This is a genomic window from Boseongicola aestuarii (genome assembly GCF_900184815.1).
GTDB classification, from domain to species: domain Bacteria; phylum Pseudomonadota; class Alphaproteobacteria; order Rhodobacterales; family Rhodobacteraceae; genus Boseongicola; species Boseongicola aestuarii.
This window is the reverse complement of the sequence record NZ_FXXQ01000010.1, coordinates 60,133-83,656: the sequence shown is the minus strand read 5'-3', so window position 1 is coordinate 83,656 and position 23,524 is coordinate 60,133. Positions and strand designations below refer to the sequence as shown.

General features: G+C 57.4%; 23 protein-coding genes and 1 tRNA gene. 5 read left to right on the top strand and 19 right to left on the bottom strand.

Annotation, left to right across the window (positions count from 1 at the left end):
- Positions 1-118: 118 nt before the first annotated feature.
- The 6 genes from BOA8489_RS14320 to BOA8489_RS14295 all read right to left on the bottom strand — a co-directional run bounded on the left by BOA8489_RS14320 (position 119) and on the right by BOA8489_RS14295 (position 6,102).
- Positions 119-805, bottom strand: a complete 687-nt coding sequence (locus tag BOA8489_RS14320) for a trypsin-like serine peptidase (RefSeq protein ID WP_093974985.1) — start codon at positions 803-805, stop codon at positions 119-121.
- 39 nt (positions 806-844) lie between these two features.
- On the bottom strand, positions 845-1,696 hold the full coding sequence (locus BOA8489_RS14315) for a trypsin-like serine peptidase (RefSeq protein WP_093974984.1): 852 nt from the start codon (positions 1,694-1,696) through the stop codon (positions 845-847).
- Positions 1,697-1,761: 65 nt separating this feature from the next.
- Positions 1,762-3,084, bottom strand: a complete 1,323-nt coding sequence (gene glcF, locus BOA8489_RS14310) for a glycolate oxidase subunit GlcF (protein WP_093974983.1) — start codon at positions 3,082-3,084, stop codon at positions 1,762-1,764.
- 1 nt (position 3,085) lies between these two features.
- Entirely contained in the window at positions 3,086-3,406 is a 321-nt protein-coding gene (locus BOA8489_RS14305) for a hypothetical protein (RefSeq protein WP_093974982.1), read from the bottom strand.
- Positions 3,406-4,584 carry an FAD-binding protein gene (locus BOA8489_RS14300; RefSeq protein WP_306345765.1) on the bottom strand — a complete coding sequence of 393 codons (1,179 nt, stop codon included), beginning with the start codon at positions 4,582-4,584 and terminating at the stop codon, positions 3,406-3,408. Before BOA8489_RS14300 ends, BOA8489_RS14305 begins: the two co-directional genes overlap by 1 nt.
- Positions 4,585-4,653: 69 nt before the next feature.
- Entirely contained in the window at positions 4,654-6,102 is a 1,449-nt protein-coding gene (locus tag BOA8489_RS14295) for an FAD-linked oxidase C-terminal domain-containing protein (RefSeq protein ID WP_093974981.1), read from the bottom strand.
- Between the two features lie 148 nt (positions 6,103-6,250).
- On the opposite strand from BOA8489_RS14295, the gene BOA8489_RS14290 reads away from it, so the two are divergent.
- A complete protein-coding gene (locus BOA8489_RS14290; RefSeq protein WP_093974980.1) occupies positions 6,251-6,586 on the top strand; it encodes a hypothetical protein in 336 nt (111 codons plus the stop codon).
- Positions 6,587-6,589: 3 nt separating this feature from the next.
- Here BOA8489_RS14290 and BOA8489_RS14285 read toward each other — a convergent pair whose 3' ends face one another.
- The 3 genes from BOA8489_RS14285 to BOA8489_RS14275 all read right to left on the bottom strand — a co-directional run bounded on the left by BOA8489_RS14285 (position 6,590) and on the right by BOA8489_RS14275 (position 9,744).
- Positions 6,590-7,336: an SDR family oxidoreductase gene (locus tag BOA8489_RS14285; RefSeq protein WP_093974979.1), complete on the bottom strand. Its 747-nt coding sequence runs from the start codon at positions 7,334-7,336 to the stop codon at positions 6,590-6,592.
- A gap of 9 nt (positions 7,337-7,345) precedes the next feature.
- Complete coding sequence (locus BOA8489_RS14280) at positions 7,346-8,800, bottom strand: aldehyde dehydrogenase family protein (RefSeq protein WP_093974978.1); 1,455 nt, start codon at positions 8,798-8,800, stop codon at positions 7,346-7,348.
- A gap of 677 nt (positions 8,801-9,477) precedes the next feature.
- The gene (locus tag BOA8489_RS14275) at positions 9,478-9,744 is read right to left on the bottom strand and encodes a hypothetical protein (RefSeq protein WP_093974977.1); all 267 of its coding nucleotides are present in this window, start codon (positions 9,742-9,744) and stop codon (positions 9,478-9,480) included.
- A gap of 306 nt (positions 9,745-10,050) precedes the next feature.
- Between BOA8489_RS14275 and BOA8489_RS14270 the strand changes: the two genes are divergently transcribed.
- The 3 genes from BOA8489_RS14270 to BOA8489_RS14260 all read left to right on the top strand — a co-directional run bounded on the left by BOA8489_RS14270 (position 10,051) and on the right by BOA8489_RS14260 (position 13,050).
- Positions 10,051-10,941, top strand: a complete 891-nt coding sequence (locus BOA8489_RS14270) for a helix-turn-helix domain-containing protein (protein WP_141138307.1) — start codon at positions 10,051-10,053, stop codon at positions 10,939-10,941.
- A gap of 139 nt (positions 10,942-11,080) precedes the next feature.
- The gene (locus BOA8489_RS14265; protein ID WP_306345764.1) at positions 11,081-11,833 is read left to right on the top strand and encodes a hypothetical protein; all 753 of its coding nucleotides are present in this window, start codon (positions 11,081-11,083) and stop codon (positions 11,831-11,833) included.
- A gap of 80 nt (positions 11,834-11,913) precedes the next feature.
- Complete coding sequence (locus BOA8489_RS14260; protein WP_245813861.1) at positions 11,914-13,050, top strand: MFS transporter; 1,137 nt, start codon at positions 11,914-11,916, stop codon at positions 13,048-13,050.
- A gap of 6 nt (positions 13,051-13,056) precedes the next feature.
- Here the strand turns inward: BOA8489_RS14260 and BOA8489_RS20505 are convergent, their stop codons facing one another.
- The 6 genes from BOA8489_RS20505 to BOA8489_RS20225 form a co-directional block, all read right to left on the bottom strand.
- A complete protein-coding gene (locus tag BOA8489_RS20505) occupies positions 13,057-13,230 on the bottom strand; it encodes a hypothetical protein (protein WP_176440318.1) in 174 nt (57 codons plus the stop codon).
- Positions 13,231-13,678: 448 nt separating this feature from the next.
- Positions 13,679-13,755, bottom strand: a tRNA-Met gene (locus BOA8489_RS14255).
- Positions 13,756-14,267: 512 nt separating this feature from the next.
- Positions 14,268-17,405 carry an efflux RND transporter permease subunit gene (locus BOA8489_RS14245; RefSeq protein ID WP_093974967.1) on the bottom strand — a complete coding sequence of 1,046 codons (3,138 nt, stop codon included), beginning with the start codon at positions 17,403-17,405 and terminating at the stop codon, positions 14,268-14,270.
- Positions 17,402-18,556: an efflux RND transporter periplasmic adaptor subunit gene (locus BOA8489_RS14240; RefSeq protein ID WP_093974965.1), complete on the bottom strand. Its 1,155-nt coding sequence runs from the start codon at positions 18,554-18,556 to the stop codon at positions 17,402-17,404. Before BOA8489_RS14240 ends, BOA8489_RS14245 begins: the two co-directional genes overlap by 4 nt.
- Positions 18,553-19,065: a GbsR/MarR family transcriptional regulator gene (locus BOA8489_RS14235; RefSeq protein WP_093974963.1), complete on the bottom strand. Its 513-nt coding sequence runs from the start codon at positions 19,063-19,065 to the stop codon at positions 18,553-18,555. The genes BOA8489_RS14240 and BOA8489_RS14235 overlap by 4 nt, the downstream gene beginning before the upstream one ends.
- Positions 19,066-19,283: 218 nt before the next feature.
- Positions 19,284-19,502 carry a hypothetical protein gene (locus BOA8489_RS20225; RefSeq protein ID WP_141138306.1) on the bottom strand — a complete coding sequence of 73 codons (219 nt, stop codon included), beginning with the start codon at positions 19,500-19,502 and terminating at the stop codon, positions 19,284-19,286.
- A 301-nt stretch (positions 19,503-19,803) separates the two neighbouring features.
- Here BOA8489_RS20225 and BOA8489_RS14225 point away from each other — a divergent pair, with 301 nt between their 5' ends.
- Positions 19,804-20,412: a copper-containing nitrite reductase gene (locus tag BOA8489_RS14225; RefSeq protein WP_245813859.1), complete on the top strand. Its 609-nt coding sequence runs from the start codon at positions 19,804-19,806 to the stop codon at positions 20,410-20,412.
- 122 nt (positions 20,413-20,534) lie between these two features.
- Here BOA8489_RS14225 and BOA8489_RS14220 read toward each other — a convergent pair whose 3' ends face one another.
- From BOA8489_RS14220 to BOA8489_RS14205, 4 genes are read right to left on the bottom strand one after another with little or no spacing between them, the layout of a single operon-like run.
- Positions 20,535-21,062, bottom strand: a complete 528-nt coding sequence (locus BOA8489_RS14220) for a hypothetical protein (RefSeq protein ID WP_093974959.1) — start codon at positions 21,060-21,062, stop codon at positions 20,535-20,537.
- Between the two features lie 14 nt (positions 21,063-21,076).
- Positions 21,077-21,805 (bottom strand): amino acid ABC transporter ATP-binding protein, encoded by a 729-nt coding sequence (locus BOA8489_RS14215; protein WP_093974956.1) that lies wholly within the window; start codon positions 21,803-21,805, stop codon positions 21,077-21,079.
- Positions 21,805-22,659, bottom strand: a complete 855-nt coding sequence (locus BOA8489_RS14210; protein WP_093974953.1) for an amino acid ABC transporter permease — start codon at positions 22,657-22,659, stop codon at positions 21,805-21,807. The genes BOA8489_RS14215 and BOA8489_RS14210 overlap by 1 nt, the downstream gene beginning before the upstream one ends.
- Positions 22,660-23,490, bottom strand: a complete 831-nt coding sequence (locus BOA8489_RS14205; protein WP_093974951.1) for an ABC transporter substrate-binding protein — start codon at positions 23,488-23,490, stop codon at positions 22,660-22,662.
- Between the last annotated feature and the right edge of the window lie 34 nt (positions 23,491-23,524).

Sequence of the window (23,524 nt, the reverse complement as noted above, 5' to 3'; positions counted from 1 at the left end):
GGATCCTCCTTTGAGCGATTCCAATGTTTGAGCCTCCCCGACACCGGGCAAGGCATATGTAGCAATCAGAGCCATTTGGCCTCCGACGGTTTTTAGGTAGGCATGTGAATTCGCCGCTTCAAGACCCTTCGCCTGCTTTCACAGCGCGTTCAAGCGGGGGCAGTCTGATCGCGACGTTTGTAGCAAGACCGATCGGTTGCTGACCGAGGCTGGACCGGCTTGTCAAAACGGCCACAAGTTCAAGCCCTGATTGGGTTTTTCTGAACAATGGCGCGCCGCTTTCACCCCCACCAACTGCACAGGCAACCGAAACCAGACCCGGCGTTCCGTCAACCACCAGGCAGCCCCTTTGGCGCGGCGGAGTGGGGTTTGCGCCCCTCCAACTGACGAGAAAAAGTGTTTCGCCAACACGGGCTTCTTCGCCGACAACCATCGGAACACCAATGGTTCGCGGCACGTCCCGGTCCAGCGTGAAGATCGCAATGTCGAACCTCAGCTTTTGCAAATCCCGTGCGAAGGGCTGGTTGAAAAGCGGGTGCATGGCGCTGTCGATGATGCTGAAAGTCGGGCCACCCACTGGCTTGCCGGGTCGAAACAAGACCTGCGCGTCCGAGGAACCCTCGGCGTTGCGCAAGGCCCCAACGCAATGGGCCGCAGTCAGCACGTAGCGCGGCGAAATGAGCGCGCCTGTGCAGGTCTGATCCGTCGAGGTGTTTTCAAGCCGACCGACTGCCGAAACGTCCGCCAATGCTGACGTGGCCGCGCCAAGCGCAAGAAGTGTCAGAACAGAGTGAAGCAATCGCATGACGCCAAGGTGGTCGTCGTACCTTCTGTGGTCAAGTCGTCACGGCCTTACGAATTTTGCACCGCCTTCGCCGCCAGAAAGCGCCAGCCCGTTGTTTCCGCCGACCGAAAGGCGGCGCGGCTCGGTTGCGCCGGAATTCATGACAGCGTCCCCCGAAGCCAGCATCCCCATCAAGTCGTCTAATGGCTTGGTCAAATTCGTCCCCAGCGAGACCTTGCGTCCCTGCACCATCGCTTTTGCGGAAACCACTGAAACGATTTGCGGTTCGCCGTCGATGTCAGCGAAAATCGGAGCGCCGCTTGAGCCGAAATCAACGTCGCAGGACAGGACCAGAGCCCCGCTGCGGCGCGCCAGAACGTGGCAGACCTCTTGCAGGGACAGGCTGTCTTGGCGGTCATGCGCATAGGACACGACCCCGACCGAAGCGCCCTTGCGCGGGCGATCGGCTGTCTTGAAGGGCTGAATGTGGGCGAGGCGAATTTCGCTTTCCAGTTCAAGAAGCGCCAGATCATTTGCGACACTGAGCGGACCTTCCGGACCAGCGTATTCGTACTCGGGATGCACAACCGCGCGACGCACCTTGCGGGATGCCGAGGCCCGGCCATTGCGCCAGCCCGCCAGAAACGTCACATCGCGGACATTCACATCGCGTCCCGTTCTTTGATCAATAAGGCAATGCCCGGCGGTCAGCACCAGTCGCGGCGCGATCAGCGCCCCGGTGCACATCCCGCCAAAGCCGATGTTGAGCCGACCGACACCTTCCCAGCCGCGTGCTTCGTAGGATGTCATCAGCGCCGTCATTTCGGAAGCGGCTTCATAGTCCTGCGCGACGACGGCTGAGGGCATCAACAAGGCAACGGCCGCAATCAAAGCGTTCACAGACATTCGCATACCGTTTCTCCTCGTCCAACTTACGACGTAGTCCGAGGTTTGGACAAGAATATGACGGTGATTTGTTATCGGAGGTTTGGCACTTGGGGTGCATCGCTCGCGCCGCGCGCGAAAGCAGGCGGTTTGGGACCACCCGTCGCCCAGTCCAGAAGTTCGACCGTATGCACGATCGGCACATCCGTTCCCGAACCGATCTGCATCATGCAGCCGATGTTTCCGGCGGCAATCACCTCAGGCGATTTCTCCTCCAGCGTTTTGACTTTGCGCGCTTTCAGTTCTTTCGAGATCTCGGGCTGCATCAGGTTGTAAGTGCCTGCTGAGCCACAACAAAGATGCGCATCACGGGGTTCGACCACTTCGTAGCCAACTTTTTTCAACAAGTCCTTGGGATAGGTCTTGATCTGCTGACCGTGCTGCAACGAGCACGCCGCGTGATAGGCAACGCGCAATTTTGTGGCGACGCCTTCGGGCAGGTCCAGCTTCATCAGAACTTCCGAAACATCCATCGCCAGTTCGCTTACGCGTGCAGCGTCTTCGGCCAAGGGATCGTTGCGGAACATATGGCCATAATCCTTAACCGTCGTGCCGCAACCTGAGGTATTGATCACAATCGCATCGAGCCTCCCGGCGCGATCTTCAGCCATCCAGGCCGTGATATTCTTGGCGGCCGCATCATGGCTTTCGGCTTCCTTGCCCATGTGATGCACAAGCGCTCCGCAGCAGCCCATCCCCTCGGCGACGACAATTTCACAACCAAAGCGGCGCAAAAGCCGGATTGTCGCGTCATTGATATCCGTGTTGAGCGCGCGCTGCGCACAACCGGTCATCAGCGCCACCCGCATCTTTCTTTCACCCTTTGGTTCAAAGGTTTGCGGATCATCATTGCGACTGACTGGCGGTATGGTCTTCGGGGCCATCTCCAGCATCGCCTTTAGACGCGGATCCGGCATGAATCGCGCAAACGGTCGGCCCATTTTCGCGCCCAGAAGGGCGACGCGAAAGCGCATGGGATAGGGAAGGATCTGCGCAAGCGTCCAGCGCAGGACACGTTCGAACACTGGCCGCTTATAGGTCTTTTCGATATGAGCGCGCGCGTGATCGACAAGATGCATATAATGCACCCCGGACGGACAGGTCGTCATACAGGCAAGACAGGACAGGCAACGGTCGATATGTTTGACGGTTTTCGCATCCGCAGGCCGGTCGTGTTCCAACATGTCCTTGATCAGATAAATTCGGCCGCGCGGACTGTCGAGTTCATCGCCAAGCACCTGATAGGTCGGGCATGTCGCCGTGCAAAATCCGCAGTGCACGCACGAGCGCAATATCTCATTCGAGCGTTTGATCGCGGGAATTTTCAACTGTTCTTCAGTAAATGTCGTCTGCATGTCAGGCGCTCCCGGCGAAAAATGAGATATTGGCAACTGAGGCCGCAAGGGCGGCGATAATCGCCACCGACATGCGGCCCCAAACGGTCGCATCCGGCCAGACACGCAAGTATGGCAACAAGATCAGCGCCCCGGCGGCCGCGCCGAGAAGGGCCGGCAAAGCGAAGGTGGCAAGACTTGGCGCTGACCCTGGCAATATCAAGAGCAAGCCGAACCCGCCGGACGCAACCGCCCCCGCAAGTCGCCAGTCAGTCAGCAGATACCCAACGACCAGCGCACCGAAAGCCGGAAGCGCGATGAAGGCAAACGTGGCGCTCTCCATCAGCCCATGACTCCGGGATTCAATATTCCGCGCGGGTCGAATTGCGTACGCAGTCCGTTGGCGAGTGCCGCCAAGGGGGCCGCTTCGGGCTGGAATACAGGCACACGCACTTTCAGGGCGTCGGGTGCCTTCAGCAATGTCGCGTGGCCGCCGATGGTCTTCATATGATCCTGCAAATGAGTGTGAAGCAGAGCGCCAGCCGCAACCGGATCCTGCGCGATCTTGCCAAGCTCTGCGTCGTCGCAGCCTATCCAGACCAGACCACCACCCCAGTCCAGCAAGGCATCACATGGAAATTTCGGCCAAATGCCGTCTTCCAGCATTGCAGGAACATCGCTGGCCTTGATCGCCAGACGCCAGACGCATGTCTTTGAGGCAAACGCTTCCACGTCCCGCACTGCGCGCCAGTCGTCTTCACCGCCAAGTGCAAAGTCAGCCGTACCGAACTGCGCCAAAGTCTTTTTCAATTGTTCACCGCGATAGCTGACCGAGCTTTCAAAGCCCTCAAGCCGCAACCGGACAATCGACTCGGCATCCCCCTTGGCCGGCGTCATTGCCGCCCCCGTGACCTCGTAAGGCGAGCCCAAAGCCGCCGACATCGCCGCAATACCGTCCGCAAGAGGCAACCCAGTCAGCGTAAGAACACCGGTTGCATCCGGCTTGGGCAACAGCTTGAAACTGACCTCGCTCAGAACACCAAGTGTGCCATATGACCCAGACATCAGTTTCACCAGATCATATCCGGTGACATTCTTCATCACGCGCCCACCGTTCTTCAGTACTTCACCGCGACCGTCCACAAACCGCACGCCGATCAAGGAGTCCCGGCATCCACCCGCCCGCAAGCGCCGCGGCCCCGAAACGTTCGCTCCCACCACGCCACCAATCGTCGGCTCCCCCGAGGTGCCGAGCAAAACGCGATGGTCCATGGGCTCGAAAGGCAACATCTGGCCCTCGGACTGAAGGGCTGCGTCAATCTCCGACATCGGCGTCCCGGCGCCCGCCACGATCGTCAATGCGCCCGGCTCATAAAGCGAAATACCCGAAACCCGCGCTAACGAAAAAACCTCACCGCTGGCTGGGGCCATACCGCGCGTCCCCCCTCCCCGGATCGAAAGTGGTCCCGCAGCATCACGCACCGCCTGCGCTATCTCTTGCTCTGTCGTCGGCTCAATCACGCGGCCCGTCCTTCTTTTTGGTCTCAATATTCTCGGGGGTTTGGGGGCAGACAGCCCCCAACCAATGCATCAGGCAGCAGCGTCGGCCTGCATGCGTCGGCTCGCGCTGCTTTCCAGCGGAAAGACCTTGGCCGGGTTCAAAAGCCAAGCCGGATCAAAGACGTCCTTGACCCGCATCTGTATCTCAAGATCTCCGGGTGCGAATTGCACATTCATCAGATCGCGCTTTTCGATCCCTACGCCATGCTCACCCGTCAGACATCCGCCGACTTCTACACAGAGCTTCAGGATCTCGGCACCCATCTCTTCGGAGGTTTCAAGATCGCCGGGTTTGTTGGCATCAAAAAGGATCAACGGGTGCATGTTGCCGTCGCCCGCGTGGAACACATTGCCCACTTCCAGACCGAACTCCTCGGACAACTCGCCAATGCGCCGCAGCACATAAGGCAGCGAAGACACTGGAATTGTTCCATCCAGACACATGTAGTCGTTGATCTGCCCCATCGCACCAAAGGCCGATTTTCGGCCAAGCCAGATGCGTCCGGCTTCTTCGGCATCCTTGGCTTCGCGCAACTCAACCGGATCATGTTTTGCTGCGATCTGCTTGATCAATCCAAGCTGTTCATCGATCTCGGCGGGCGACCCTTCGACCTCGACGATCAACAGAGCTTCGCAATCGGGATAGCCGGCCTTGGCGTAGCTTTCGACAACTTCGATGACCTTGCGGTCCATGTATTCGATGGCAACAGGCAATACGCCCGCCTTGATGATGTCACTGACGCATGCTCCGGCAATCTCGGCACTTTTGTAGCCGATCAGCACCGGGCGGGCGCCTTCGGGTTTGGGCAGGATGCGCAACGTGGCCTCGGTCACGACGCCAAGCTGGCCTTCCGACCCGCAAATCAGCCCCAACCAGTCATAACCGGCACTGTCCATATGCGCGCCGCCAATTTCGATGACGGTCCCATCCATGGTAACCATGGTTACACCCAACAAATTATTGGTCGTCACGCCGTATTTAAGACAATGCGCACCACCGGAGTTCATCGCGATATTGCCAGCGATCGCGCAGGCCAGCTGCGAGGACGGATCAGGCGCATAAAAGAATCCGTCGCTTTCCACGGCGCCGGTCACACTGAGGTTCGTGCGTCCGGTTTGCACTTTGATAAAGCGGTTGTCGTAATCCGTTTCGATCACGTCATTCAGGCGGGCCACACCGAGGATCACCGAATCTGCTGTTGGCAAAGCACCGCCCGCTAGTGACGTGCCCGACCCGCGTGGAACAACCGGGACACCTTCCTGGTGGCATATTTTCAGAACCGCCGAGACCTCCTCCGTCGAAGATGGCAGCACCGCGCACAGGGGCGGGCATTTATAGGCAGTCAAGGCGTCACACTCGTAGACGCGGGTCTGCATCTCGTCATCGATCACCGCGTCATGAGGCAGGACTTCGCGCAAACGCTGAACAAGCCGCGATTTCAGTGCGAGAATACGCGGATTCGGTGTTGGCATTTCCATCGCAAACCTCCCTGCGAGACAATTGGTAATATTTTATAACCAATTTATCAGAATGCGCAAGCATTTGTGATTGGCCGGCTTGCGTGCTTGCTTACACTATAGAGAGATGAAGACCTTAGTCACAAACTCTCTTGCAGTATTTAGCGTCATGCTTTTCGGCGTCATCTCATCCGCGGCTGCGGACGATGCTGTTGTCGAAGCCGTCGAGGCTAGAAAAAGCGGATCAGAATGGACTTTTTCGGTAACGCTTCGACATGGCGATACCGGCTGGGACGATTATGCGGACGGGTGGCGCGTCGTGACTGATGACGGGACAGAGCTTGGAGCACGCACGCTTTTCCATCCGCATGTCAACGAGCAGCCGTTCACCCGTTCGCTGTCGGGCGTGGCCATCCCCCACGGAACACCCAGTGTTTTTATTGAAGCCCGCACCAATATCGGTAGATGGGGCGACGTCCGGTTTGAAGTCAGCCTGGCGGACTAGCGATCAGATACAACGACCGCCATCGACTTCCATACAGACGCCGGTAACCATGCTGGCCTCGTCCGAGCAAAGATAGCAAGCGGCGTTGCCCATATCCTCGGGCGTCGAAAACCGGCCCAGCGGGATCGTCGCAAGGAACTTTGCGCGCACGTCGGGCGTGTCTTCTCCCATGAACATCTTCAAAAGGGGTGTTTCCCCTGCGACCGGGTTGATCGCGTTGACCCGCACGCCATGCGGTGCAAGTTCTATCGCCATGCCCTTGGTCGCGGTCGTCATCCAGCCCTTTGAGGCGTTATACCACGACAGCCGCGGGCGCGGGCTGACGGCAGCCGTTGAGGCCACGTTCAGGATCGCGCCAGCTTTCTGTGCTTTCAGAAGCGGCACGACGTGCCGTGCAGTGAGGTAAACCGATTTCGCATTCACCGCGAGCACCCGGTCGAAATCCTCTTCGCTGATGTCCTCCATCGGCGCGGGCATATGGGTCGTGCCTGCATTGTTCACCAGAATATCGATCCGCCCGAAGGCTTTGAGAGCCGCTGCGGTCATAGCGGCGACATCCTCGTTCTTCGCGACGTTGGTTTGTATTGCCGCGACGCTTTCGCCCAGTTCAGCAGCCAGAGCTTCGCCACCCTCAAGGTTCATATCCGCGATCAGCACACGCGCGCCCTCGGCCACAAACTTGCGCGCAATGCCTGCGCCAAAGCCCGAGGCCCCACCCGTTACAATTGCAGTCTTGCCATTCAGTCGCATTTCATTCCCCTAGCCGTGGCGCGCAGCGACGGTCTTCAAGACCGAAAACCCATAAAGCGCCTCAAATCCCTTTTCCCGCCCGTGCCCGGACAATCCCGTGCCACCGAAAGGCAACTCAACACCGCCCCCCGCCCCGTAGTTGTTCAGGAAAACCTGACCGGCACGCAGTTTCTTTGCCAAGCGCATCTGCCGCGCTCCGTCGCGCGTCCAGACGGATGCCACCAGCCCATAGTCCGTACCGTTTGCGATCTCGACTGCCTGTTCGTCATCCGCAAAAGGAATGATCACCTGCACGGGGCCAAAGACTTCGTCCTGCGCCAGAGTATGATCAGGCGCCACACCCGCAAAGAGCGCCGGAGCAACATAAGCGCCACCGGGTGGTGCGTTGTCGACAATGGTTCCGGTCCCGACTCGTTCGAGGTCGCCAGCCTTTTCGATGAACCCTTCTACGATCGCCTTTTGGCGTGCTGACACCAACGGGCCAACATCAAGGTCCTCCATGGCGGGTCCGGCTACCAGACCCGAATACCGTTCGGCCATTTTCTCGACGACCTCGTCGTAACGGGAATGGTGCACCAGAATCCGCGAAGAAGCCGAGCAGGTCTGACCGGCGTTCTGAATGCCGGCGTTCACCAGGAACGGTAAAGCTGCGTCGATGTCGGCGTCTTCAAAGAAGAGCTGAGGTGACTTGCCGCCAAGCTCAAGCGTCACTGGCACAACGTTTTGCGCAGCTGCCGCCTGCACCAGACGCCCGACTCCAACGGATCCTGTAAAAGAAAGGTGCCGCACGTCCGGATGTGCGGTCAGCGCAGCGCCAGCCTCGGCCCCAAGACCCGGCACGACGTTCAGCGCGCCATCGGGCAGCCCGGCGCGACGCGCCAGTTCCGCAAATGCAAGCGCCGTGAGACAGGCCTCTTCGGCGGGTTTCAGGACGGCAGCATTTCCGGTAGCAAGTGCCGCTCCGACCGAACGACCGATGATCTGCATCGGATAGTTCCACGGTACGATATGGCCAGTCACGCCGTGCGGCTCGCGCAGGGTATAAACGGTGTATCCATCCAGATAAGGGATAGTCGCGCCGTGCAGTTTGTCGGCCGCGCCGGCGTAGAACTCCATATAGCGGGCCAGCGCCAGAACATCCGCGCGCGCTTGCGTCAATGGTTTGCCAACATCAAGTGCTTCAAGTTCGGCAAGGTGCTCGGTGTTCTCAAGCACCAACTGACCGATCCGCGACAGAACCCGGCCACGCTCGGCCGCAGTTGCCTGCCCCCACTCTCCCGCGAGCGCGTGTTCTGCGCTTGCGACCGCTGCGGCGATGTCCTCGGAACCACCGCGCGCAATTTCACACAGAATTGCGCCATCGGACGGGTTCACAAGTTGAAGCGTTTCCCGTGATAGAGGCGGCCGCCACGTCCCGGCAATAAGGCATCTGGCCGGATCAAGATCGAGCGGTCTCAAACCCATGTGCGTTCCCCTTCGACGACAGTGTTACTTGTTGTCTAGACGGAGTGGGCACAGCATTGAAGCCGCAATACGCAAGCACTTGCGCCTAAGGTCTTGCAATGCACGTTTTAGGATTGAAGCCGCTTGTGGCCATGTGGGGCGCGCAAAGTGAATTTGCGCCCAGCGCCGCTTGAATGGCTCAGCCACTGCAGGACCGGGCAAGAGCGGCGCTGGGGAAACTAATTGTTTCTGATTGAATGTATTTTTTCACAAAAATGCCAGTTTCCGGTCTATTGGCCGTCAGCATTGACGTATTTTCTGAAACCTGACCGGAGCGAGGTCATCCCTGGCGGGAACAAACTACTTACTCAAACACACCCCTACCCGGGCAGGCGTGAACATTCTCATACAATGTTCTCGCCTGCATCCGTTCGGGTACTCGACTTACCGTCATACTCTTTACGCACACAAAAAACAAAACTCATTACGCAACCGAACACAACAACACGTGCTCGATGAATAGGAATTTGCCTGAAGTTGCGATTCCAAACAATTCCTTAAATTTTTAACTTGATGGGAGAATTATTCATCCAAGGTTGGGTGATTAATCATACATCGCGCATAGGACGACGTGCGACCTCTGGGCAGGCCGATCAAGAGCGCACCAGCGTTGAGCAGACAGACCCCGGAAAGGGAATTCAGGCGGCGGCGGTGGAAGCCAGTTCGATGGCGCGCGTCAGAGCAGCTTCGGCACACGGCATGACGACATCCGAAGCGCAGACCTGTCTGCGTCCCGGCCCTACTTGGAAAAGCCCTGAATAATAGACCCCGCCGCCAACCATCGTGGCGCATGGAACCCAACGTCCGCCCGGTCCTTCGACGATCTTGCCCAGACAAACGTTCACGGAACCAGGTGGTGGGCTGGACATGGTAAAGGAGGTGTTGAAAATTCCGTCGAGACTCATGGGCGATCCTTTCACGCCCCTTGTCTTCCAAAGCAATCTGTCGAAATCATGTCGGCGATTGGAAATCGTTCTTCGTCACAGACCAATAGCCAAACGCCATCTTGCAAATGACAGAACGTGCTCAGAACTTTTATTACTTTAAAACAAGGTATTGAAAGAATTTTGCCCCATGCACACGACAAAGGTCGAAATCCTCGGAATTGCTACAATTCTGCCTTCTTATCCCCGACCTCAAATGCGACAAACTTGATCTAACGGTCCGAGACTTATCCTACACGCAGCGATCCAATACGTTCAGGAGTCGATTTGTACGAAACGAAGAGTACCAGTGGCGTCACAGTCGCCATGTTGCGCGCCTTTGTGTGCATGAGTCGCAACCTGAACTTGTCCAAGACCTGTCAGGAGCTTGGGGCGACGCGTCAAACTGTGCGACGTCACCTCACGGATCTGGAACGCATCAAAGGTGAGCCGCTTTTCGAAGTGACTGACAGGCAATACCAGTTGACGCCCTTCGGACATTCCTCGCTCGATGGCGCCAAGTCACTCCTGCTGCACCTTGATACCTGGTCTGGTCAGTCATCTTTGAAGAAGAACTTCTCGGACGGTCTGGAATCCAGTTGCTACACCGATGCCGAAGGGCGTGAGTTTTTCTCGCAGCAGCATCCGGTTTCCAAAGTGGCCCTGAACGGTCTGCCGCTTCTCAAGAAGGCTTTCGTGGCCTGGGGTAACGCCGAGACGTGCATCGAGCATGAAGCTATGGAGGCCATCCGCCCCTATTCGGTGATTTATCGCAAAGGGCCTGCTGGTTGGGTCTTTGTAGATATCGGTATGGAATCGGCCTACGCGAAGTGGTTCGGCTGGGCCTGGTCGCGCAGCGCGATCGGCAAGCTGATGAATGAAGACAACGTCGGTGACGAATTCAACGAATTCATCTCTGGCGCCTACTCGCGGATTTATGACGAGGGCGGCGTACGGCTGGACCATTTGTTTGCTTACCTGCCAAAAGATGGCGGCGATCCTGTGCCGGTCACTTTCCAGCGGATGCTGCTCGGATGCGTGTTTCCCGATGGGACTCCCGGCCTCAGCGTTCTGGCGGTTATCACCAATCAGGTCGAGATCAATGCTCTGGATGAGCACCACCAAACCGACATCCCCGACGACCTCATTATGGATTGCCCGCCCGGCCTCGCGGCCTGAGTGACGATATGGTCACATGCAGACTGTGAACTGCTCCTAAATCTAGGAAATTGCGGCAGGAATCCTACTCAAATGTGTCTTTTTCATGGTAGCGTTCCCCTGCGGTTGCATATGACCGTGAGTGGGGTGCGGAAAGTCAGTGCGAAATCTCGTAGACACGGTCATGACTGCGTCGGGCATCATCCGAGAGCTCGACGACGCCGGTATGCGCGTCGTTATCGGCGATGATTTCTCGGAATACAGGGTCTATCGAAACGCACAGACGGATCGAAACCCGATGTATCCTATGTTTGATGTGGCCTGCTCTTATATCGACAATACGAACGGCTTTTGGATTTGCGGCTTCAACCACAAAGATGAATTGATCCATACGCAGGCGGTTCGCATGCTTGATCTCACCGGAATCTCTCTTGCGCAGCACCTGAATGTGCATCGCCACAAGTATATCACCCCATATTCGACGCCTGATCTGGACCTCACGTTCTACCAAGGCCCGGAAGCCCTCAGGTCGATCACCGGAAAGGTCTGTTACCACGGTGAGTTCTGGCTGCCCGCCCGCGGACTTGGCGGCCCTCGCAGTCAGGGAGTGACACCGCTTTTGTCGCGTATTCTGTTTGAAGTCATGTGCAGCAAATGGAACCCGAATTACGTGTTTGCATTCGTTCCGAAACAACTCGCCGAAAAGGGTGCGCATCTTCGCTACGGCTATCGCCATTGCGAGCCCGGGCGCTGGATCGGACCGGATCAACAAGTCACCGAGGAAGACTATTTTATCTGGATGAGTGCCAATGATATGTCCAATGCGCTGTCTTTGGCACCACAGTCGCTGAAATCCAAAGCTCAGGTCGCTTCTATCAGGACACAATTGACATCAATCGCTTCTAAGGGTTGATGTGTCTGCAGTCGACCTGCCCGAAAATCACAAAGTCAAAAAAATCCTTTCGTATGACAGACATTGAAACAGCAGGCGCCATGTCTGTATCAAACCGCCGAGTGATAGTCGGAGCGATCGCTGCTAGTATCGCGTTCGTTATGGAACTAACGCTGGTTCCGCTGCTCTTGCCGGCCATTCAAGATCATTTCGACCTTTCCATCGGACAGCTTGCCTGGGTGTTCAATTCATACGGAGTTTCGGTCGCCATTGGCGTGCTGGTGGGCGGGCTGCTGGGTGACCTGTTCAAGGCGACTCGGGTTTTCGCAGCAGGTGTCGTGTGTTTTGCAAGTGGGGCGGCAATCGTCGCTTTTGCCGGAAACTTTGAAAGCCTGATAGCCGGGCGCGTCCTCCAAGGCTTTGGGGGCGGTGTCTTTTCTCCTTTGATCCCGTTGCTGCTGACTCGTTCTTCCCCGCTCAGACCCGGAAAGGTGCTGATCGTCTGGGGCAGCGTCGCGGGTTACGTGGCCGCCTTTGCACCTTTCATTTACGGAAGCACACTTGCAAACAATGGCTGGAGCTATGCCTTCATCATCTTCGCGGTCGTCTCGCTGGTTGCTCTTTGCATCGTCTGGTGGTCACGATCGGATCACGAGCCGCATTCGGCAGACAGATCCATAGCGAACTACGCGCAATTGCTACACTCCAAGCGGCTGTGGATCATGCTGACCTATGTCCTTTGCACATACGGCGCGATTACCTACTACTTGTTCCGACTGCCGCTCTGGCTGGCGGACAACGCCTTTCCGGTTGTCAGTGTGGGCGTGATTCTGTCGTCGATGTGGTTAAGCTTTTCGGTCGTCAGCACGCTGCTTCGCAACTGGGTGGATCAACCACACGTGCACATCATCCTGTTGGTCGCACCTCTATTCATCGCGTCGGGATATCCGCTGGCCTATCTCTGCCCGGATTTCATTTGCGTGCTGTTTTCGGCAATCCTTGTGGGCTGTGGCCTGGCCTGCAGCAACGCACCATCGACGCAAATGATCCTGGAGTTCGCTCCCCGAGGCATGGGAGCTGCATCGGCAAGTCTGGACATTACATTCGCCAGACTGGGGGGCGTCGTGACCGTCGCTTTCCTCGCCCAGTCCATGTTCAGCTATGCGATATTTGCCGTTGCGGGGATGTCTGTGGTCGCGTTCATCTGCGCACTGACCGCGGCGCGGAAGTACCGGTGACTCAGATTACGCTGTCTTTGAGAAATCGCGGCGCATCGGAATAACGTTATCTTTCGCGACGTCTTCCAGCCAAACTTCATATACGGTTTTGCCAGGACGTGCGTCCCGAATATTCGACACCAAAGAATACAGAAGCGAAAAGACCAACGCTCCAAAAACCATTCCAACACCAAAAGTCATGACTACACTCTTACTTGTTACACAGGTGCGCCACGTGGCGCGCGTTTATTTGCTTCAGATCGAATGGACGCGGACATCCCCACCAAAATGCCCGCATCCGAATTCGTTCTAGCCCTCGATACACTTCAACACTCGTTACACACTCGGGTACTCAGTCACTCGTCACACTATCGAACTAACACAACACCGTTCGATGAAGCCAATTTGCCCGAGAGAGCGATTCTTCTCAATTCCTTAAAATTTTAACTTGATAGGAGGATTCTCTATACATCGTTGTATGATTTATCATCCATAGAAACAGGGGGACGAGCTGCCCTTTTCGATAAGTAGCCAATGATGACTATGCGAAGTCCTGCAAAACCATGAAAAACCGACCCCACCGCAGCATGGTCGCCGCCTGGGACCAGGCGTGTTTTCAGATCGTTTCCAGACATAGAGAAAGGGTTGCTGGTAGCGGAGGAGGGACTTGAACCCCCGACACGCGGATTATGATTCCGCTGCTCTAACCACCTGAGCTACTCCGCCAGAAGCGAGGCGGTTGGTAGAACCTGACGGCAAGGGCGTCAAGTGCCCATTGTCGCCTTTCTTCGCCTACGCTGTTTTAGTTCCGGTGAGCTATTCGCCATACTTCGGAAATCACAAGAATCTTGGCGGTATTCGAAGGTCTCGTGGCAATCGTCAGAATGGGTTCAGAGCCATTTTTTGCTTCGCCTCCAGCGAAAGCCCGCTTTGCGGGACGCCCTGCCCTTTGATGCCGATTGGCACAGCTTGCTTCGCCTGTGGATACGTCCGTGCTCCGACCTCTCGGAAGATCAGGCAAGCGTTGTTTGGCGGGAACACTGCATGACTGAGATGATGGTCTAGCATCGCTTTGACTTCCATTGCTTCTCTGGGTCCGCTAAGAATTGCTTCAAATCGGTTGCTCCGGTCGAAGGGACTAATATTGGTTCCTCATTTACGTTGCTCCAACGCATATGAGAAATCACAATAATCGTAGCAATGGCCGCCCGCCTTCGCTGAATGCTCCCGGCTCGCTATCAGGCGGGGCGATTTTGTTCGGCTGGCTGAATGCTCTTTCGAGCCTTATGCCTCATTCGTTCGCCCAGCATCAGCATCGCGGGTGTGACCACCAACGTCAGAATGGTGGCAATTACCAAACCTCCTGCAATCGCAGACGATAATTCTGTCCACCACTGCGTTGAAGGCGCTCCATAGACGACCTCGCGGGTAAAGAAGTTCAGGTTTACGCCGATGACCATAGGCATTAGCCCCAGTGCGGTGGTAACCGACGTCAGGATCACAGGACGCAAACGCTGTGCACCTGTTCGTAGTGCTGCTTCCAATGGAGATTGACCGGAACGTTTCAGATCGTTGTAGGTGTCGATCAGAACGATGTTGTTGTTCACCACGATGCCTGCAAGAGCGATCACGCCGATCCCTCCCATCACAATGCCGAATGGGCGGCCCGTGACGAGCAACCCGAGCAAGACACCCGCAATCGAGAAAATGATGGCGCTCATCACGACCAAGGCCTGAAAGAAGCTGTTGAACTGCAAAACCAGAATGACAAACATCAGAAAAACGGCAGTGATGAAGGCCCCAACAAGAAAGACCATACTTTCCTGCTGGTCTTCGGCTTCTCCGGCAAAGCTAAACTCAACGCCGCTCGGCAATTCAGCGCCATTCAGAGCGACAGTGAGTGCGATAACCTGATCGTTCACCAACACCCCCGGCGCCACGTTCGCCTCGATTGTGTTGACACGTTTTTCGTCGATGCGGCGGATAACGCCTGTGCGCTCGCTGGGTGCGAAGGTCACGAAATTGGCGATGGGCACCAGTCCTTCTGACGTCGGAACGCGCAGACTGCCAAGTTCAGCAAGCGACCGTTCCTCGCGCGGAAACCGCACGCGGATGTCTTGCGAGCCATCGACGTCATCGGGGCGATAGTCCGCCACGGTGATGCCTTGCGTCAAAAGCTGAACTGCTTGACCCAGAAGGCTGACATCTGCCCCGAAGCGTGCGGCCTCGGCGCGGTCGACGAGGATCGAAACCTCGACACCGGGAACGGGCCGTGTGTCGGTCACATCGGTAAAACCCCCGATGCGGTCCATGATTTCGCGCACCATGAGAACCGCCTCTGTCTGGGCGTCCGGGTTGCGCGCGGTAATCTGGAGGTTCACTGGCTTTCCGGCGGAAGGTCCGCCGCTTTCCGTCTGCACCTGAACGTCGACCCCTGCTATGTCCGCAACGCTTTGGCGGATGTCGACGCCGATCTCAGCTGCCGTGCGACGGGTGTCCCAAGGGGTCAACTCCAACTGCAGCGTTCCGATGGTTTCTTCGTCGCCCTGCCCTGCAGAAAGCATGGAGCGCGCATAGATGCTGGCGATTTCCTCGTAGGGCAGCAGTCGTTCCTCGACCGCTCGCACCAGGGCGTCGCGCTCGAAAATCGAAAGGTTGTCACGCGCCCGCACCTGAACCTGCATGAAGTCCGGCTCGACCGAGGGGAAGAAAGCCACACCCTTTCCGAACTGACCATAAAGACCGAAGCCTCCCAAGAGCAGAGCGAACGCAAGCAACAACGTGGTGGCAGGCCGCAGGATAGCCCATTCCAGCACGCCCACATATGCGCCCGTAAAGCCTGTCATATCCCGCGGATCGCCGACCTCAGCCGCATGAAGTGCGGCCTTTGCCTTGGCCGATTGCGGTTGGCGCTTGCCGATCAGCCCCCCTACGACTGGGATAAAAATCAACGCCATGAAAAGGGATGCGAAAAGGGTCAAAATCACGGTGATCGGCAGGAATTTCATGAACTCTCCAACCATGCCGGACCAGAACAGAAGTGGGAAAAACACACTGAGCGTGGTCGCGGTGGAGGCAATGATTGGCCATGACATACGTTTGGCGGCGAAGGCATATGCCTCGCGCGCGGGCGCTCCTTCCTGCAATTTCCGATCTGCAAGCTCGGTCGTCACAATGGCCCCGTCCACGAGCATTCCAACGACCAGAATGAGTGAGAACAGTACCACGATGTTCATCGTGTATCCCATGGACCACAGCGCAATGACGCCCGCCAGAAACGCGCCAGGAATTGCCAGACCAACCAGAATGGCGGACCGAAGACCAAGCGCGAGAACGATCACCACCATCACGAGGATCACGGCGGCGATAACGTTGGCTTCCAGATCGCTGAGGAGATCCTTGACCTGTTTGGACTGATCCTGAAGATAAGTGATTTCGATGGTATCGGGCCAGTCGGCCCTGATCTCTTCGATCAGAACTTTCACTTCGGCAACGGTCTCGATGATGTTCGCGCCTGAACGCTTGGTCACTTCCAGCGCGAGCGCAGGTTGACCGTTGATGCGCGCGAATGAATTCGGGTCCTCAAACGTGCGGCGTACCGTTGCAGCGTCACCGAACGTCACCACCGCATTGCCACGCACCTTGACCGGCATCGCCAGCACGTCCTGAAGATCCTCGATCAGACCCGGTACTTTCAAAACGATGCGTCCGGCTTCGGTCTCGATGGCACCTGCGGCAATCAGCCTGTTGTTGCGCTGTATCTGCCCTATCAGTTCATCAAATGACAGATTGTAAGTCTGGAACACGGTCGGGTCGATCAGAACCTCAAGAAACTCGAAACGCTGACCGCCGATATCAACCTCAAGCACACCAGGCAGGCCTTCGACTTCTTCCTGAAGCCTGTCCGCCAGATTGTTCAAAGTGCGTTCCGGCACAGGGCCGGACAAGATCGCGGTAATGATCGGGAACAACGCGGTGTTGATCTCGGTTATCGTAATGTCTCTTGCGTCGTCGGGCAGATCGCTTTGCGCGCGGTCAGCGGCTTCCCGGACTTTATCGAGGGCTTCGTCGTTGTCGCCGCCGGGTGCGAACTCAAGCTGGATGCTTGCGAACCCCTCGGAGGCATCGGACTTCATGCTGTCCAAACCGGCGATTGAGGCAAACTCGGTTTCCATTGGTTCGAGAAGCAACCGCTCGGCGTCAGTGGGGCTGATACCGTCGAGGCCCGTCGAAACGTAAAACAGCGGTAGCGGCACCTCTGGGTTGGCTTCCTTGGGGATCGAGACATAGGCATAAGCACCCACGGTCAGCACCATGACGAGCGCCATGACGACGACCCGTGAGCGCGAAAATGCGGCGTCGATAATACTGTTCATCGGTTCAGCTCCCCGGCGCTGGGAGCGACGGTCTCGCCTTCGTTCACGAACCCCTGCCCCACGGTGATGATGTCGACCCTATCCGGAAGGCCTGTCACCCAGATGCCATCGATTTGTGCCTTGACGACCTCGATTGGGAAAAAGACCACGACATCATCGTCGTTCACGGTCTTGATCCCAAGGGTGCCTTCCGTGTTCAGTGAAACAATCGACGGTGTCAGGAAATGTGCCACCGCTTCGCCGGTCGGAATGATCACCTCGGCTGAAATTCCCGCTGGGATTGCGCCGTCGTCGTTGGCAACTTCGATCTCGGCCAGAAAAGTGCGCGTTTCAGAGGCTGCCGACGTGCCGACGAAGGTCACTGTCCCGGCGCGCTCTTCGCCAGTGATGAAACGGACCGTTGCCGGCTGCCCGACGCCAAGCAGGGTAAGCGATTGCTGTGGCACCTGAATCGCGACCGTTAGCGGCGTAATGTCCACCAGCCGTCCAACGTCAGTGCCTGCGGACACGAACTCACCTTCATCAAGATCAAGAGCCTCTATGCGTCCGGCAAAAGGCGCAGTAATGGTCAGCGCGTCCGCATCCTGCTCAACCTCGGTCACCTCTGCCTGAGCCGCGGCGAGGGCTGCCCTTGCTTGAGACACACGGTCGGCTGTCGCGACGCCGCGTTCCAGAAGTTGCTCGGCATTGTCGAACTCGCGCTGAGCGCGTGACAGCTCCTGTGCGGCGCGGTTCGCGTCTGCGGTGTTATTGGCGGGGTCAAATCGGGCAATGATCTGACCGGCATCCACGTCCTGGCCCTTTGCAACCATGACCTCGGCGATGTCCCCTGAAATCTCGGCCCGAAGGGCGGTGTCCCGATCAGGAAGTGCCTGACCTTCCGCCTGATAGAACTGCGCGACGGTCTCGGCGGACGAGGTCTTGACGGCCACCGCAACGGGTTGAGGCTCTTGCCGCCGGATTACTTGAGGTTCCTCGGCAAAGGGAATGACAAATCCACTGCCCATCCAGCCCACGATGAGGATAACGAGAACACCGGCGATCCATGTCGAGCGCGACGCACCTTTGTCGGATGTGAAGGTCAGTTTCTGCGGCGCCTCAGGCGCCTCGGACGGGAAATGCGCTTTGGTCGATGTATCTTCAGTTGTCATTTCTTGCGTCCTTCTGGGGCCGACTCTGGCTTGTCCCGTTTTGCGTGTTTTGTTTTTGCGAGCTCATCCAAAGCCACGCCAATTGCAGCATCCGTCGAGACATAAAAATCGACGTATTCCTGTAATCTTTCGATAGCGCCAGCGCCTTTCGGCAGCGCGTCGATTGTTTGGGCTATCTCGTCACGCGTGGCACGCGTGCGTTTTTGAATGCCCTCCAGCATTGTCATGTAGGGATTAGAGGCAAGCTGAAAGTAATCCTGGCGTTCACCTGGCCTGGTCATTCTTTTCACCAGCCCGCGCTCTTCCAGAATACGGATACTTGTGCTGATGCTGGCGCGACTGACCTGCAATCGCTTTGCAAGATCACCAAAGGATACCATGTCGCCGTCAAATATCAGCATCCCGAAGACGCGTCCCGCTATGCGCGGCAGGCCTTCGGCCTGAGTGATCAGGCCGGTTTTCTCGATAAAATCAGATCTTATCGCGTTGATCACTGCATCTTCAGGCATGATGGCTCCTGTTTCTACGACCATGCGCTACAGCCAGCCATCGAGAACAGTCAAGTCCGTTCAGTTATGACTGAACATAACGTCGCGTCATGGCTCTGAGCGGTTTTGTTCCGCGCGGCAAATTCAAGGCCAAACGACAACGGCCACGCGTTTGGCGTGGCCGTCGGCATCGAACACTGTCCGACAACCTACTCGGTTTTCTGAAGTGTCAGAGCGTGTCAGCGCGACCGCGAACAGACACCGGCATCATCACAGAAGACACCGGCAAGTCCGCCGACAATCGCACCGCGGTCCGCATTGCCATCCAACGCTTTCGCAGCGCCATAGCCAACAGCGGCCCCGACGATTCCGCGCTCCATGTCGCTGTCTATGAAGTTGGCGGGACCGCAACCCGAAAGCAGCGCGACGAGGGCGACAAGGGATAGAGTAGATTTCATTCTCAGTCTCCAGAGTGATCGGCAAATCGCCGGCATGAACGCGCAAAATCTTGTCGGTTGGGGGGATGATCCGAACGTATTCGCTCAATGGAATCAGCCTGCTCGCCTTTTGTCTTGCGACATTCGATCTGTGCGCAGGTATGCCGTTGCTATCCAATATCGAACGGGCGAAATCGGGCCTTTGATGCGGGTCTACAGGGCGCTATCCGATAGCAACCCCTCGGATCTGAACCCCGACGTGCATCCTGCGGCTTTTCGCTGCGGTGAGACCGGTCAGGTGCTTTGTGGCACAGGAGGATCTGTGTCGACCATCGCGCACGCCTGCACTGAATGCGTTCCCGTCGCCATTTTGAACGACCGGCAAGTTGCGGAAAGCATTGCGGAACCGGCGGATCTCTCCGGGTATACCCGCGCAAAGCAGGAGCTTGTCGCGCCTCCTTTCGCACCGGCGCATGAGCAGGTGGCCACAAGTTGTCCAAAGATCATCGAGATCACAATGGAAACGACTGAACGCCTGATGCTCGTCTACGAAGACGCGGGGGCCTCGGTCTGGGCTCTGACCTGTTGCGGCTCTGTTCCCGGTCCGCCAATCATTTGCCACCAGGACGACATGACCGAACTGACACGGCGCAGTCCCATCGACAGAATGATGGAACACAACATCGACTTTCACGCCTCGACTGGCGCGCTCGCGGGCGAACATGCCCTGACGGCGTCGGTCGGCGAGACCGTCCCAATGATCCACAATCAGGCAGCCCGGGATTCGCGCCCTCACCTGATCGGAAGGCATGGGAACTATGTCAGGGAAAATTTGTTCACTGAACCGCGCTTGCAGGACATGGCAAGGTGGTTTGTCCGCGGCGGTTCTGCGGTTGCGGCCATGTATACCTTCGAGCAGCCCGGCGTTTAAGCCGACGTCAACCACAACCTCATCGAGGGCGTGTTGCTGAGGGTCACCGCGCACTTCGTCGTCAATGAAATCTGGGACAACGCGCTGATGGAACAAATGGGCAGCCCGCGTTCCTTTGAAGCCTAAACTGACGGGAAGAATCTGATGTCCGTCGCCCCGCGCCACGTGAAGTCATCTGAAGAAACCACGCGGTTTTTGGTGCTTGGCGTCGTGGTGGCGACCATCGCCATCGGGTGCGCGTTGACGATACGTAGCCCCGATCTTTCGGTTCTGCCGGTACGGCAGACCGCGAGATCATGCTCCCGAACGGTGCCCCGATCTATGCGCAGCGCTATGAGGTGACGATCCGGGAATGGACCACATGTGTCGCGCAGAAAGGCTGCACGCTTGCGCTTGGCCCGCGACCAGATCAAGATCCTGCAACGACACCGGCAACCGGCTTCCATTATCATCTCGACGTCCAGGAATAGGTCGCTTGGAAAAACACCAGGACCGACCACGGCTTTCGCCTGCCAACGACCGTGGAATGGCGATACATCGCTGCGCGTGTCGTGCCCGAGAAACCCGATCGACTGTTCACCACTCCATCGCTGACCTGGGCGTTTGCCAATCTGGTCGAAGGGATCGCGCCACGGGCGCAGAAACCGCAAGCGGCTTCGCGGTGTCAGAGGACGCGCGCCAGAAACGCGCAGGTTCTCTCTTGTTTTGGGTCCGAAAACAACTGCGCGGGAGGGCCCTCTTCGAGGATAACGCCCTTGTCGAGAAAGCAGACCTTATCCGCCAACTCGCGCGCAAATCCCATTTCGTGAGTCGCCAGAACCATCGTCATGCCCGCTTCCCGCAGCCTGCGCAGGACGTCCAGCACTTCGCCGACCAGTTCCGGGTCCAAGGCACTGGTGATTTCATCGAACAGCATGATTTCCGGCTTCATCGCCAAGGCACGCACGATCGCAACGCGTTGCTGTTGCCCGCCCGAAAGCTGATCCGGATAGTGATCCATCCGATCCGCCAGACCAAAGCGTGTGAACAGCTCGGTTACCTCGGGCAAAAGGTCATCGCGGGTGCGGTTGTGAACACGGCGCGGGGCAAGCATGACGTTTTCCACAGCCGTCATATGCGGAAACAGATTGAAGCTTTGAAAGACGATGCCAATGCGCTGACGCACCGGTTGCGGGTCGAGACCCGGCTCGGCGATATCCACCCCATCAAGCAGGATCACCCCATCATCGACGGGCTCGAGGAGGTTCATACATCTTAACAGGGTCGACTTGCCGGAACCGGACGCGCCAATCAGGCAGACCATTTCGCCTTCATTTATCTTCAGATCGATCCCGCGGCACACGACGTTTTCGCCAAACCGCTTGGTGACTCCCTGCAATTCCAGCTTGGTCATCAGCTTCGCGCCCGCGCCTGTTTGTTCATCAGGTAATCCGCATATCGCGTCGCCGGGATGGTCACCGCCAGGAAGATCAGCGCCGCCCCGACATAGGGCGTGAAGTTGGCCAGAAGGGACTTGTAGACACCCGCCTGTCGGAAAATCTCGACCGGTCCGATAAAACTCAGAAGGGCGACGTCTTTTTGTAACGCTATGAAAAGGTTCATGTTTGCGGGAACGACCCTTCGGATCGCCTGAGGCAAGACGACAAACCGCATGGTGTCCGAATGACTGAGGCCAAGCGACGCCGCCGCGGCCCGCTGGCTTTGGTGAATGCTTTCAATGCCTGACCTGAGCACCTCGGCCACATAAGCCGCATAAGTTAGAACCAGCGCAACGGTGCCCCAGATATAAGGCGAATTCCAAGGCCGTGGCAGACCAAGGCCCGGAATACCAAAGCCGATCAGATAGATGACCAGAATGACCGGCACACCGCGGAAAATATCGGTGTAGAGAATGCCAAAAAGTCGCAGAGGATAAAGGGCCGGTGACTGCGCATCGCGGCAAAGAGCGATCAACAAGCCAAGCAAGAAGATCAGTGGCGCCGACCAGGCGAAGATCGCCACATCCAGCAGAAACGCCTCCAAAAGCCCGGGAAATGTGCGGGCGAACACGTCGGCATTGAAGAAACTCTTCTTCACGCCTTCCCAACCCGGAGCAAGCGGAATGAGGATAAACAATGCAAGCAGGACCGCGCCAGTCGACGTCGCCGCAACGCGCATCGAGCGGCGCCGGATACGGGCTTCATAGACCTGTCGGCGGGTGAGGCCCGGCGGTGTTGCCGCCGGGCCTTCAAGATCGGTTTGGGTCATTTACTCGATGACCGGAACACCCGTGGCTTCGGCAAGCCATTCGGCCTCGATGGCCGCCAGCGTGCCGTCTTCCGTCAACTCGGCGATGGCCGCGTCGACACATTCCTTCAAGGGGTTGCCCTCTTCCATCAGCAGTCCGAACTGATCGGGGTTTTCGCTGCGTTCCGGTGGAAACTGACCAAGCACGACACCGTCGTCCATCAAGACCGCCGCCGTGAACAAAGCCGTCGGCAGGTCCATGAGGGCCGCGTCGATCTGGTTGGCTTTCATCGCCTCGACCACGTCCGCGTTATCACCGTATAGCAAAGGCTCGGCGTCGGGCTGAACGACCTCGGCAAGCATCGGCACGGCTGTCGTGGACGCGTGCGCACCCCACAAGAGACCCTTGAGCGAGGCAAGGGTCGCCTCGGCTCCGTTTTCGACGACCGGCTGACGTGTGATAACCGCCATCGCGGCCGAGTAATACGGCAATGAAAAGTCAACGATTTCTTCGCGTTCTTCGGTGATCGAGAACTGCTGGAGGTTGAAATCGAAGTCCTTTGCGCCTGGCTGGATTGCCTGATCAAACGACGAGCGGACCCATGTGACATTTGCGTCTTCAAAGCCCATCCGGTTGGCTACGGCATAGGCCACGGCTGCTTCGAAACCCGCTTTTGACTCGGGCGCATCATCCATAACCCATGGATAATAGGCCGGGTTTCCAGTTGCGATCGTCAGTATTCCATCGTTCAGCGTCTTTCCGGCGGCACAGTGACCACCCGCCAGCGCAAGACCGGCAGTCAGCACCAGGGCAACCGCGCTTGTCGCCGTTCGTGTGAGTGTCCGTTTCATTTTGTTCTCCCCAGGATTTTGTCTGAAGCAGAGC